The sequence below is a fragment of the Streptomyces sp. NPDC049577 genome, from assembly GCF_040675635.1.
Taxonomy (GTDB): domain Bacteria; phylum Actinomycetota; class Actinomycetes; order Streptomycetales; family Streptomycetaceae; genus Streptomyces.
The window spans coordinates 1-12327 of the sequence record NZ_JBFAPH010000014.1 but is presented as its reverse complement, the minus strand read 5'-3'; the positions used below and the strand labels follow the sequence as shown (position 1 = coordinate 12327).

At 72.1% G+C, this 12327-nt stretch carries 15 protein-coding genes; 9 read left to right on the top strand and 6 right to left on the bottom strand.

Going from position 1 to position 12327, the window contains the following annotated elements:
* Nucleotides 1–85: 85 nt before the first annotated feature.
* The 4 genes from AB0K09_RS03525 to AB0K09_RS03510 all read right to left on the bottom strand — a co-directional run bounded on the left by AB0K09_RS03525 (nt 86) and on the right by AB0K09_RS03510 (nt 2737).
* Nucleotides 86–559: an NUDIX domain-containing protein gene (locus AB0K09_RS03525; protein ID WP_366063576.1), complete on the bottom strand. Its 474-nt coding sequence runs from the start codon at nt 557–559 to the stop codon at nt 86–88.
* Nucleotides 560–592: 33 nt separating this feature from the next.
* Nucleotides 593–817: a hypothetical protein gene (locus AB0K09_RS03520; RefSeq protein WP_366063575.1), complete on the bottom strand. Its 225-nt coding sequence runs from the start codon at nt 815–817 to the stop codon at nt 593–595.
* Between the two features lie 121 nt (nt 818–938).
* The gene (locus AB0K09_RS03515; RefSeq protein ID WP_366063574.1) at nt 939–1475 is read right to left on the bottom strand and encodes a GNAT family N-acetyltransferase; all 537 of its coding nucleotides are present in this window, start codon (nt 1473–1475) and stop codon (nt 939–941) included.
* Nucleotides 1476–1489: 14 nt separating this feature from the next.
* Complete coding sequence (locus AB0K09_RS03510; RefSeq protein WP_366063573.1) at nt 1490–2737, bottom strand: XRE family transcriptional regulator; 1248 nt, start codon at nt 2735–2737, stop codon at nt 1490–1492.
* Between the two features lie 257 nt (nt 2738–2994).
* Between AB0K09_RS03510 and AB0K09_RS03505 the strand changes: the two genes are divergently transcribed.
* From AB0K09_RS03505 to AB0K09_RS03465, 9 genes are all read left to right on the top strand, one after another.
* On the top strand, nt 2995–3414 hold the full coding sequence (locus AB0K09_RS03505) for a DUF6415 family natural product biosynthesis protein (protein ID WP_366063607.1): 420 nt from the start codon (nt 2995–2997) through the stop codon (nt 3412–3414).
* Complete coding sequence (locus tag AB0K09_RS03500) at nt 3411–3590, top strand: hypothetical protein (RefSeq protein WP_366063572.1); 180 nt, start codon at nt 3411–3413, stop codon at nt 3588–3590. Before AB0K09_RS03505 ends, AB0K09_RS03500 begins: the two co-directional genes overlap by 4 nt.
* 39 nt (nt 3591–3629) lie before the next feature.
* Nucleotides 3630–3905, top strand: coding sequence for a MoaD/ThiS family protein (locus AB0K09_RS03495; RefSeq protein WP_366063571.1), 276 nt, complete (start codon nt 3630–3632; stop codon nt 3903–3905).
* Between the two features lie 11 nt (nt 3906–3916).
* Nucleotides 3917–4795 carry a formylglycine-generating enzyme family protein gene (locus AB0K09_RS03490; RefSeq protein ID WP_366063570.1) on the top strand — a complete coding sequence of 293 codons (879 nt, stop codon included), beginning with the start codon at nt 3917–3919 and terminating at the stop codon, nt 4793–4795.
* Between the two features lie 22 nt (nt 4796–4817).
* On the top strand, nt 4818–5828 hold the full coding sequence (galE, locus tag AB0K09_RS03485; protein WP_366063569.1) for a UDP-glucose 4-epimerase GalE: 1011 nt from the start codon (nt 4818–4820) through the stop codon (nt 5826–5828).
* 755 nt (nt 5829–6583) lie between these two features.
* Entirely contained in the window at nt 6584–7564 is a 981-nt protein-coding gene (locus AB0K09_RS03480; protein WP_366063568.1) for a hypothetical protein, read from the top strand.
* A gap of 201 nt (nt 7565–7765) precedes the next feature.
* Nucleotides 7766–9874, top strand: coding sequence for a helicase-associated domain-containing protein (locus tag AB0K09_RS03475; RefSeq protein WP_366063567.1), 2109 nt, complete (start codon nt 7766–7768; stop codon nt 9872–9874).
* A 188-nt stretch (nt 9875–10062) separates the two neighbouring features.
* Nucleotides 10063–10515 carry a hypothetical protein gene (locus AB0K09_RS03470; RefSeq protein ID WP_366063566.1) on the top strand — a complete coding sequence of 151 codons (453 nt, stop codon included), beginning with the start codon at nt 10063–10065 and terminating at the stop codon, nt 10513–10515.
* Between the two features lie 143 nt (nt 10516–10658).
* Nucleotides 10659–10847, top strand: coding sequence for a hypothetical protein (locus AB0K09_RS03465; RefSeq protein WP_366063565.1), 189 nt, complete (start codon nt 10659–10661; stop codon nt 10845–10847).
* Between the two features lie 51 nt (nt 10848–10898).
* Here the strand turns inward: AB0K09_RS03465 and AB0K09_RS03460 are convergent, their stop codons facing one another.
* Nucleotides 10899–11912: a methyltransferase domain-containing protein gene (locus tag AB0K09_RS03460; protein WP_366063564.1), complete on the bottom strand. Its 1014-nt coding sequence runs from the start codon at nt 11910–11912 to the stop codon at nt 10899–10901.
* Nucleotides 11913–11998: 86 nt separating this feature from the next.
* A partial coding sequence (locus AB0K09_RS03455) for a lasso peptide biosynthesis B2 protein (RefSeq protein ID WP_366063563.1) occupies nt 11999–12327 on the bottom strand: 329 nt, incomplete at its 5' end.

Here is a 12327-nt window from a genome sequence, read left to right as displayed (position 1 = left end):
GGGCCCTCACCGGAGCGATCCGGTGAGGGCCCCCTTCGCCATGCCCGGAGCGGCGTGCATCGCCGCCGCTCGGCACGCCGGGAGTTCAGTGTCGGGCAATGAGGTCGCTTGCGGCGAGGAGGTGCTCGTGTAGGTCCCGGACGCCGGGGACGGCGTCATGCGGCGCCGCCTCGCGGGCTAGGCCGAGGAAATGACCGCACTTCCATCCTGCTACGCGCCCGCTCGTCCATGCTTCGACCGCGTTGTGGTCCGTCGATTCGGTGTGCGGGTCCATCGCGTGCGGCTGGATCCAGGCCAGCTCCGAGCACATGTGGGGTTCTCGGTTCTTGGGGGAGCCGGTCCAGGTTTTGGTGTGGAAGTACCAGCCGACGACGGGGGTGCCGTCGTCGCTGATCTTATTCAGCACGTGCGCGGTATGCAGGTCCTGGATGAGTACGTGGAGGCCGAGTTCCTCTTCGGCCTCGCGGGCGGCCGCCTCGACGAGCAGTTCACCGTGGTTGACGCGTCCGCCGGGGAGTGACCACATGCCGTCGGCGAAGCCGGTGTTCGCGCGGCGCATGAACAGCCACGGCGCCTTCGTCGTTCTGGATGATCAGTCCGGCGAAGACGACAGCGGGGCGCTTGGGCTGGGGTAGTCGGCGCTGATCTCGTCGGCGCGGATCGAGCCGATGATCGTGGTCACCTTCCGGCCGTCGGCGGCCGCGCGCTGGGCGTAGGCGCGGATGCGGTCCAGGAGCTGCTGGCGGTGCCGGTACTGGGTGAACGTCGGCGCGCTGATGGCGAGCAGCTGGTGCAGGCGGCGCCGTGCTGCTGCCACTGAACGCGACGGCGGCCGTCCTGGCTGACCACCTTGTCTCGCCCCTGGCCCTCGCTGCCTGCCAGGGCTTTTCGCCTTCCTCGACGCGTAGGAGTAGCTGGTTGGTCGACGGGCACGACGGTCACCCTGCGGGGAGCGGACGGACCATGGCCGTCAGGGCGGGGGTGTCCTGATCTTGCGGGGTCTGGCCTACCGGCTTGTACCCCCATGTCTCGTAGAGGGCCTGAACGCGCGGCTGGGAGGTCTCTACGAGGAGGGTGGCGCGCTGCTCGGGGCGGTTGGCCAGGAGTTCGTCGTGGATGCGCCGGGCGGTGCCGGTGCCGCGCCAGCGGGGGCGGACCATGATTTCGGAGACGGCGAAGGTGCGGCGGCCGTCCTCGCGGGTGAACGCCTGGTTGAGGCTGTCGACCGGTGCCCACCATCGGGTGTCGGCGGGGAGCGGGGCGCCGTAGGCGTATCCGGCGGGTTCCTGGTCGTCGTAGCCGATGACGCATACCCATCCCGTCCGGCCGGACCAGCGGTCGAGATATCCGGCGAAGGTGTCCCGGGAGTCGAACGGGTCGTCGGAGTGCGCATAGCACTCGTCGTGGACGTCGAGGAGGAGCTCGCGCAGGGCCTTCGCGTCGGCGTGTTCGTAGCGGCGCAGGTGTACGGGCACGTAGGTGGTCTCCTTCAGCGGGTGGTGGGCGGGTGGCGGTCCGCCCAGTCCCGGGCGGTCCGCGAGCCGGGGGCGACGGTGCGCAGCGTGCCGGCGAAGCGGCGGAGGAGATGGAGGGTGCGGCCGTTGTCGCTGGTGGGCATGGTGGCGGCGGCATCCGCGGTGGCGCATGCCTGCCGGGCGTCCCCCTGGGCCAGTTGTACGAGGGCGACCTGGGCCGTGTAGTGCGCGCGGTTGCGGTGCTGGTCGGGCCGGAGTGCGGCCAGGCACTGGTAGAGGTGGTACTCGGCCTGCTCGTGGTCGTCGGCCTGCGCGAGTGCAAGACCGGTCAGGCCGTGCAGCTCGCCGCGGGTGTAGAAGTCGCTCCACGCGGTGCGAGGTTCCATGGGGGCCTTGGCGAATGCCTTCTCGGCGTAGCTGAGATTCCGGCGCGCGGCGGTGTGCTCGTGCATGCGGGCGTGTGCCAGGCCGGCGCGAGCGTGAGCGAGGGAGGCGAGCAGGGGGTCGCGGCGGGCGGCGCTGGTGGCGCGGGCGGCCTGTGCTGCGGCCAGGGACTGGGTGTACTGGCCGCGCTGATTGGCCAGGGTGGCCATGAAGCACCAGATGTGGAACTGGATGCTGCTGTCCTGTGCCAGGCCGCCCAGGGTCATGGCGCGGTCGAGATGGGCCTGGGCGCGGTCGTGGTCGCGGTCGTCGATGCACGACCAGGCGGCCATGGCGGTGCAGTCGGCGGCCACGGCGTACAGGCGGCGGCGGACGTTGTCGCTGGCGGTGCCTTCTTGCTGCCGGGCCAAGATGCGGTCGGCCGTTGCCAGGGCCGCATTGCGGAGGTCGGCGTGACCGCCGCGCTGGTCGTCGAGCTCGGAGAGAGCGTCCAGGCGTGCCTCGGCGGCCCGGACGTCGGCTGAACCGATCCTGCGTCCGGACGGCAGGGCTATGGCGGCGACGGCGCCGGTGGATGAGCCGAGGAAGGCGCGGCGGTCCACATCTGCCTCCTGGCGACGTGTGGACGGATCGATGAACCCGAGGCTGGCGGGGCTGCGGCCACTGAGCTGGGCCAGGGCCCGGCGCTGGACCTCGCGGGGCCAGCGGTTGTCCCCGGACCGCCATCTACGGATGGTCCCCTCGATGAGGGTTCCCTGCCTGCCGGTGATTTCACCGATCGCATCGTTCAGCAGCCGGGCCAGCTCGGCGGCCGTAAATCCCTGGTCGGTCATCCAGTCGACGAACTGAGTGTTCCGGGCGCGGTCACTGCTCTCCACGTGACCCACCGTAGTGCGGTCCGGTGTCTCAACTCGCCTAAAGAAAGGGTCAATTCGCTAGGGCGGCGTCGAGCAGAAAAGGCCGCTCCGCTAGGGCCGACCCGGCTGTATCGGCGGTTGTCTGTCCGTACGGCCCGGCCGTCCCGCCGTGTCCTGCTGGACGCGGACGGCCGGGCGTCGACAAGGGATGTGGCGGGCCGCCGGTGATACGGCTCCGGCTGTCCGTCCGCGCACGACGACCGAAAGAGATGGGCGTGATGGGAACGCAGCAGCACGAGGTCATCCACCACAGCAGGCCCGACGAGGGCACCGACGTCGACGTGGTGGCCATCACTCAGACGATCTCGACGGCCTTGCAGCCGGTGCCGGCCGGGCACACACCGGACCCCGGGGTGCTCGCCGACCTGATCGAGCGGCTGAGCGGACACATCACCCTCCTCCTGCCGATCGCCACGGAACAGCACCGGCGCCGGTGGCCCGCCGACCGCAAGGGGCTGGGGCTGGTGGGCTACGGCCTGGAAGCCACGCGGCGGCGCATGCGTTACGCCCCGCCCAGCCCTGACGACTTCCCGCTCATGGCCCTGAGGTGGGTGCAGGAGTCCGCCCGCGCTTGCCAGACGCTCCTCGGCGTCGTGGGCGCCGCGGACGCGCACCAGCACACGGGAGCCGCCGGATGAACGACGGCATGGACCACCCGTTACGCGATGCGCTCGTCCTGCTCGTGCTCGGACTCGCCGGCCCTGCGGCCGTGCTGCACCAGCCGATCGGCCGCCTCCTGGACGTCGAGTCGGGCGGACCGCAGGACGCGCGGCCTCCGGCAGCAAGCGCCCCGGATGCTCCCGCACGGCACTGATCACCTGTCGCACACAGACCTGACGAGGGGAAAGAACGCATGGCAGTGGTGAAGATCCCCAGCGGCTGGGCCGCCTCGACCGGCGGCCAGGCCCAGCTCGACCTCGACGGCCCAACGGTCGGCGCCGTCCTCGATCGCCTGGCCTCCGATCACCCGGACATGCACCGGCGCCTGTACGCCGTCGGAGGCAAGCGCCTGGGGTCGTGGGTGAACGTCTTCGTCGGCGAGACGAACATCCGCGACCTGGAGCACCTGGAGACCCCGCTCGGTCCCGGCGACGACGTTCTCGTTCTGCCCGCCGTCGCCGGCGGATGAGGAGGGGCGCCATGGTTGCCGAGCACGACATGATCCCGGTCCCCGGCGGCACACTGCGGGCCGGGACGACCGAGGCGGACCTCGACGCCATCGCCGGCGCGCAGCACCTGCCGCGCTCCTGGTTCGAGGACGAGTCCCCCGTCCACCGGGTCGACGTCGCGCCGTTCGCTATCGACCGGCACCCGGTCACCAACCGCCAGTTCGCCGCCTTCACCAGGGCGACCGGCTACCGCACGGTCGCGGAACTGCGCGGAACGGGCCTGGTCTACGGGGCCGGGTTCTGGGAAGACAAGCCCGGCGCCTGCTGGCGCCACCCCATGGGCTTCGACGGGCTGTGCGCCGTGCGGGACCGGCCGGACCACCCAGCGGTGCACATCGCGTGGCCGGACGCCGACGCCTACGCGCGATGGGCCGGGCTGCGACTGCCCACCGAGGCCGAGTGGGAGTACGCAGCCCGCGGGCCCGAAGGGCTCACCTGGCCCTGGGGCAACATCTTCAAACCGGACGCCGCCAACACCGCCGAGCGCACCAGCACGCACCCGATCACGTGCATGGACCAGTGGAAAGACTGGTGGGCCGCCTTCCGCGAATCCCACGACCTGCCGGGCACCACGCCCGTGGGCACCTTCCCCGTCGGCGCCTCCCCGTTCGGCGTCACGGACATGGCCGGCAACGTCATGGAGTGGACCGCCGACCTGTACCGCCCGTACGACCCCCGGCGCAACTACGGGGACATCTACTCGTTCGTCTCTGGGCGCTACCGGGTGCTGCGCGGCGGGGGCTGGACCAACTACCGGTTCCAGGTCAGGGGCGCGGAGCGCATGTGCGCCGACCCAGAAGACCACTCGACGTTCTGCATCGGGTTCCGCTGCGCCAGCAGCAATTTCTAAATCCAACCGAAGGGACACGCTCGTGAAGGTGCTCATCACCGGCGGCGCCGGCTTCATCGGCTCCACCATCGCCTCCGCCTGCGCGGACGACGGCATCACCCCGGTCATCCTCGACAACCTCGTCACCGGCCGCCGGGAATTCGCAGCCCCCCACGCCTTCTACGAGGGCGACATCGCCGACGGCGACCTGATCGACAAGGTGTTCGCCGAGCACCGGGACATCTACGCGGTCATCCACTGCGCCTCGCTCATCGTCGTGCCCGAATCCGTCGCCAACCCGCTCGCCTACTACAGCAACAACCTCGCCGGCAGCATCGCGCTCCTCGGCCACCTGGCCCGCAACCGCTGCGACCGGCTCATCTTCAGCTCCTCGGCCTCGATCTACCGCCCCAGCGAAGACGACTTCACCGTGGACGAGGACTCGCCGCTGGCACCCGCCAGCCCATACGCCCACACCAAGGCCATGGCCGAGCAGATCCTCAAGGACACCGCCACAGCCGGCGGCCCGCGATCGATGTCGCTGCGCTACTTCAACCCCATCGGCGCAGACCCACAGCTGCGCACCGGCTTGCAGGTCCTCAAGCCCACCCACGCACTCGGGCGCATGATCGACGCCCACCACAGCGGCCAGAAGTTCACCATCACCGGCACCGACTGGCCCACCCCCGACGGCACGTGCGTACGCGACTACGTCCACGTCTGGGACCTCGCCGACGCCCACCTGCGCGCCCTGCACCGCTTCGACCAGGTCCTGCCCACCGACGGCACCGACCGGCACCAGGTCATCATCTTGGGCGCTGGCAAGGCCACGACCGTACGCGAACTCGTCAACGCCTTCGGCGAGGTCACGGGCAGGCCCCTGCCCGTCGTCGAGACCGCACGACGCCCCGGCGACACAGTCGGCGCCTACAGCCGCAGCACCCGCGCCAAGGACCTGCTCGGCTGGGAACCCCAGCACACCATCACCGACGGCATCCGCGACTCCCTGCGCTGGTACGACAAGCGTGACACCCTCCTGACCGCAGACGGCTGACCTCCTGCCGCTCCCATTGCATGCCCTCGGCCCGACGGCCGGGGGCTTGCATGCCCGGACGCGCGGTCGGCCCACCGGCCGGACGCTGGCCGGCACCATCCTGGGATCCGCACGCACCCTCGCCGGCATCCCCCTCTACACCGCGCTCCTGCAACACCAGCAGCTGCACGCCGAGCCCCTGGTTATCTCGGTGCTCCCCCTGAAGCAGATCGAGGCACCCCCGGCTGTTCCAGGGGGCGCGCGTTTGGGTGGGCTGAGGTCGGCGGCACGGGCGGGTGGGTCGGGGACATCGGCAGCGGTGCTACGCCGGGGCGGAACCGGCCGTGACACGGAATTCGCATCACGTGGTTCCTGCTGGTGGGTGGGTCGCCTGGCCGGACCGTGGGCTGATGTCCGGTGGGGGGTTGAGGCCGGCCGGGCGGCTCCCGTACCTCCGCACGCCGGACTCCGGCATCCCCAGGTCGGGGCTCCCGTTCGGTGGTTGAGGCATCGAGGGCCGCGTTGAGTTCTGGCTGCTGGCCGGCGTCCGGGCGGGCACCTCGGTGCTGGACGGCGGCGGGGCGTTCCGGGGCAGGTTTGCACCTGGACTGAGGACCGTGGGATTTGGGCTGGACGTGATCACTGCGGCGGGATGGAATGGCCCTCGACGCCGAGACAGTCCCGGATGCCGGAGCTGGGAGAACGGGGTGGGGATGAACGCAACGACGCACACCAGCGCCGGTCAGCGGCTCGCGCTGAGCGCCGATGAGGGTGTCATGACAACGGCAGCCGCCCCGACGCACGTCCTGGCCTGGTTCCCCGGTGACCTGCTGATGGACGACGCGGAAAAGTCGTGCTGGGAGCTGTTCACTGTGCAGGAGTGGGAGAACAACTCTCTGGGCGAGTGGCTGCCCGGCGTCCTGACGCGCGAGACGTCCCTGGCCGCCCTGCGGGCGTGGGTGGAGGCGGAGCTCGGTCGTCGCGTCCTGGAATTGCGCATCGACACGTGGCGGGCTGCCCTGCCCACACCGACCGGTGAGCCGGGCCCGTGGCACGTCTACCCCGCCTACAAGATCATCGTCGAGCCGGGTGCCGACGAGGAAGGGGAAATCGCCTTCGAGGCTGCTGCCGGCGGGGAGGACGGCGACGCCGATACGCCCCAGCCTGAACATGTGCCGGACAAGAGCCGCCGGGCCGAGGCGCTGCTGCAACGCCTGCACGACTATGTCGGAGACGAGCACTGGAACCGGTGGCCAGCCGCCCACCGCGAGGCATTCGGCGCCGCGATGGCGGACATGACCACGAACCCGGACCGCACGCTGTCCTTCGGCCCGGACACACCCGTCCCGGCCTGGGTGCGCCGGGAGTTCGACGGGCGGATGTACCGGTCGGAGTGCCCGAGCCTGGCCCTGGCCAGCACCTGGGAACCCCGCGACTGGGCGCGGCTGCTGGCCGACCACCCCGAGATGCGGTTGACCAACCACTACTACGCCGCGCCGGATCCGCAGGCGATCCTCGCCGCACACGAGCTGCTGCGCGAGCGCGGGCTTGAGCCGTGGTTCGACGTCGAGCTGGAGCTGAACCTGGTGGATGGCCAGATCGTGCCCGAAGTGGGCACCGGCGCCCTCTACACCCCGTACACGCTTTCGGGTGACGTGCAGGCCGAGGTGTCTGCGCTGTTGGGCGATGGTGCCGTGCTGGTGCTGGACACCCCGACCCCTCGTGGCGAGGGCATGAACGGCTGGGAGTGGTGGTGAGCCCCCAAGGCGCAGGCCCGGTGACGAGCTGGCCGTAGCCACACGCGTCCCCCCGCTGCCTGCACGCCCCGCGAACCTCATCTTGCCTGTCCGGAGCTTCCGCTGGTCTGGGTGAACGGCGGGTCGGCGGGTGGCGACGGTGGCAGTATGCCGGGGGTGAGGGCTGAGTTGGTGGGATTGCTGCGGGATCGACTGGCCAAGATGGGACCGGCGGAGCGGGCGGAGCTCGTCGCGAGGTTCCCCGAGGCATACGCCCGTCCCCGCCCGCAGACGCTGCATCAGCTCGCCTTCCGGCTATTGGTCGGCGTCCGGGCGGACGCCTCGGTGCTGACCCGGCGCGAGGTGCAGGTGCTGGAGGCCGCCGTCGCGCTGACCGGTATATCGACGGGCTGGCACGAGCCGGTGGCCTGCTCGCGGGAGGCTCTGGAGCGGCTGTTCGGCGTGGGGGAGACGGTCACGGCCGAGCGGTTCCAGGAGGTGCTCGACGCGCTGGCCGGCCGGGTGCTCGCGCTGACGGACGACGCCCGCCTCGTGCTGCACCCAGGTGTGCCGGAGCTGTTCCAGGCCCCGCTGGGCCGCCGCCACCGGGATACCCACGCCCAGCGGCCCCGAAAGGCGCCGCTGTCGCTGGCCAGGGTGGTTCCCCGGACGCGGCCGGTGGGCGAGATGCAGCGGGCGGGGGGAGCGGCGGCCGCGGCCGCCGCCGCGCTCCAGCGCATCGACCGGCTCCTGGAGCTCTTCGCCGAACCGTCGTGGCCCGCGCTGAAGCAGGGCGGGATCAGCATCCAGGCCGTCCGCCGCCTGGTCCGCCTGCTCCACATCCCCGAGGGCGAAGTGCGGCTCTGGCTCCACCTGGCCGCCGAACTCGACCTGATCGCCGCCGAGCACGGCCGATGGACCCCCACGAAACAGGCGGCCGCCTGGAAGACCGCAGAGCCGGCCGCGCGCCTGGCCGACCTCGGCCGCGCCCTGCTGGGCATGAACGCGCTGCCCCTGGCACCGGTGACCGACCCGGACCGCCCCGGAAAGGCCGCGGCGACCCTCAGCAGCGACGCCCACGTCTACCGCGCCTACGCGATCCGCCACACCGTGCTGCGCGTCCTGGCCGAACTCCCCGACGGCCACGGCGTCGTCGACGACGAGCAGCTCGCCGCCGCCGTCTACGACCGCACCCCGACCGTCTTCGCCCCCTACGGTCACCGGCCGCCGCTGGTCGACGACACCTTCTGCTCCCACATGAGCATCTGGTGCACCTCCTCCCTGGAAGCGGACACGGTCACCGCCGCGGTGCTGCGCGAGAGCGAGCTCCTGGCCCTGACCGCCGCGGGCGCCCTCACCGGCCTGGGCCGCGCCCTGCTGGACGGCAACGACGCCCCGCAGCTGCTCCATGCCGCGGCCGCGCTGCTGCCTCTCCAGGAGACGGCCGCGATCCTGGCGGACCACCTCGTCCTGGTGACGGGCGTCCCCACGCCCGCCCTGCGCGCCACCCTCGCCGACCTGTGCGACCTGGAGCGCACTGAGGCCCAGTCTCAGACCTGGCGCGTTTCCCCGACCAGCGTGCGCGCATTCTTCGACCGGCACCCTGATGCCAGCGCCGAGGAGGTCTTGGAGCGGCTGACGGCCGTCTCCAGCACCCCGATCCCGCAGACCATCATCTACCTGGTCCACGACACCCGCCGACGCCATGGCCACATCCGGCTCTCCCGGGCCGTCACGGTCCTCGACGTCCAGGACGAGGCCCTGGCCACCGAACTCGCCCACCACCGCGACCTGCGTGTCCTGGGCCTGCGGCGGGTCGGCCCGACCGTGCTCCTCTCCACCGTGGGCTCCACACGCGTGATGTCGGCGCTGCACGCGGCCGGGTACGCGCCCTCCAGCAGCGCCGAGGCCGCGGCCGTGCCGTCCCTGGACGGTCCGTCCGCCGCTGGGGAGGAGGCGTACCGGGCGCCGTTGAACGTGCGCTTCCCCCGGCAGGAGGCGAAGCGGCCGCGGGACTTCGCGCGGTGGGTCGCCGCGCTGCCCGCCGACACCGAGCCGCCGCCGGAGCTCCCGCTGGTCTGGCACATCCGCAAGGTGGCCCCGCAGCTGGGGGCGGCGGACTGCACGGCCCTCGCCGAGGCGATTACCTCGGGCGGCCGCGTCCACGTTGCCTACCGCGCCTACGGACGCTCGCACGACACGCTCACGGTCAAGGCGCCGCGTCTGGAGGGAAACCGCCTGGCCGGGGAGCGCCGCAGCCACCCGATGCCGCTCTCCCTGGCCGACCTCCGCATGGTGTTGCCGCTGCCAGCACCTCGGGGCCGGCTGTGACGGCCCGGGGGCCCCGTCCGGCTGACCGTTGACCACGAGACGGTCACCTCCGCCTGCGCGCCCGGGCAATCAGCTGATCCTGGATACGGCCCGGCCTGACGGCTCGTAGGGTCGGTGTCCATGGACGACACCGAACTGCGCGACGACCCGCCCCGCCCCAACTCCGTTGAGGATGAGGGGGCTGGGCGGTGACGGCTACGGGGGAGGCGCTGCTGCTGGTGCCGGTCTCCACGGTTCCGGGCACCGACCTCAAGGCCTTGGGTCAGCAGCTCGCCGACGCCGTGGTGCATCTGCCGTACCCGGCGGCTGCGATCTTCGCGCCGGTCGGCATCCCGCCGGAGATCGCGGCTGCCACGCGGGAGGTGGCGGAGCGGCAAGGTCTGGCGGAGGCCGCTGCGGACACCGGCATGTTCTACGCCCGTCTGTGGGTGTGCCCGCCGGGGCAGGTCACGGACTTCGAGGTGGCGGTGGACTGCGTGCAGGTGTGGCAGGAGCACGTGGAGGGCGTAGCGCGGTCGGGTGCGGTAACGGTGGGCTGTATGCCCGCGCCGAGCCCGGACGGCTGGTTCGCCGGGATCGTCGGCTGCCGCACCCTCCTGCGTACGGCCGGTGCGCCGCAGGGGCTGATCCCGGAGGAGTAGTAACCGGCGCAGCCGCGCTGGGCTGTGTGTTTCAGTGCCTGTCGTCGTCAGCTGCGGCGATCCAGATCGGGCTGCCGATGAATACGACGTCGACGTTGGTGGAGCCCCAGGGGACGGGGCCGGGGTGGCAGGCGTAGGTCTCTGTGCCGATCTCGGCCCGGCGCGGCTGGCCGCTCTGGTGGTCGAGGTGGGCGGCGGAGGCGAGGTCGACGAGCGTGGGGTTCGGCGCCTACTCCACCCACGAGCTCGGGATCACCCCGGAGGACTACGACACCCGCCTCGACGTCGACTTCAGCGTGCTGGAGGACGACCAGGTCCCGGCTGCCGCATGACGGGGGTGCCCGGCCGGAAGGCTGATCGCCGTCCGGCCGGGCACCCGCGGCCTACCGGGACAGGCGCAGGTCCCAGCCGCCGGTGGTGCGGGTGAGGGTGGGGGTGTAGGTCTCGGGGGCCGGGCGTCCGGCGTTCTCCCAGGCGGTCAGCCAGCTGTGCAGGACCGAGAGGGAGGGGGAGTCGGGCCGGTCGGCGAGGATGGTGCCGCCCTGCTGGATGACCGCGGCGGTCGTCTCGGTGGAGTGGCCGATGGCCCACAGGTCCGGGCGGAGCCCGGCCATGGTCAGGTGCCCGTCGCCGAGGGCGGCGGCGAAGGTCCGCCAGGACGGCCAGTCGACGTCCGCCCCGCCGTACGGCTCGGTGTGCGCGTCCTTGGTCAGGCGATCGAGGACGGTGCGGGCGCCGGTGTGCAGGTGGTCGTCGCTCTCGCGCCAGGCGATGGAGACCCAGGACGGGGCGGGGAGGCGGTTTTCCCAGTCCACCCACCGGCCGGGCAGGTCCAGGTCGGTCTTCGGGGAGGCGGTCGCCTCGATGTACCCGCCGGTGAACACCGCCTCCACCACCGGCTCCCCGCCGCGCACGCGGATCTTGGCGACCACGGTCATGTTGGGCACGGGCGCGATCGGCAGCGGCGCGACGATCAGGCCGCCGTCGACGACCTGGTCCACCCAGGCCCTGGGCAGTAGGGGCGGGGTGCACCAGGCCACCATCCGGTCGTACGGGGCCCGCTCGGCGAAGCCGGCGGTGCCGTCGGCGCTGTGGCAGTGCACGTTGGTGACGCCTCGTTCGTGGTGGATGAGCTGGGCCCAGCGCACCAGGTAGGCGTCGATGTCCAGGCTGGTCACCGTGCCGGTGGGGCCGACGAGCTGGGCGAGCAGGGCGCCGGAGTAGCCGGAGCCGGTGCCGTGCTCGGCGACGTTCATGCCCGCCCCCACGTCCAGGGTGGTCAGCTCGCGGTGGATGACCACGGGGTTGGAGCGGTGCGGGGTGGGCCCGCGGCCGTCGTGGTGGGTGTAGTGGCGTTCGGGGACGGTCTCGGCGGCCTGGGCGACGGCGGTGGTCACTGCTCACTCCTTCGAGGGGTGCGGGGCACTCGCATTCGGTCAACTGCTCCGGGCGGGTGAAGGACACGCCGCCCGGCAGCGCGGGGTCAGATCGTCAGGGCGGTGTGGTGGTGCCAGCCGGCGGCCGTGTACTCGCCGACGGGGCCGTGGCCGGGCAGGTCGGCCCAGGCGTGGTACTCGACCGGGGGCGGGGCGAACCGGGCCCCCAGGTGCCACTCCAGCCGCCGGCCGAGGAAGGCCGCGGCGAGCACGGCCCCCAGGGAGGTCTCCATGCAGGCCGCCCGGCCCGGCCACCGCCGGGCGGTGTGCCGTACGGCTTCCACCAGGGCCCCGGCCCGTGCCGCGTCGAGCGGCCGGCGGCCGAAGCGTCGTGCGAGGCGGGCGGCGCGGGCGGTGTGGCGGAACGGCAGCCGCA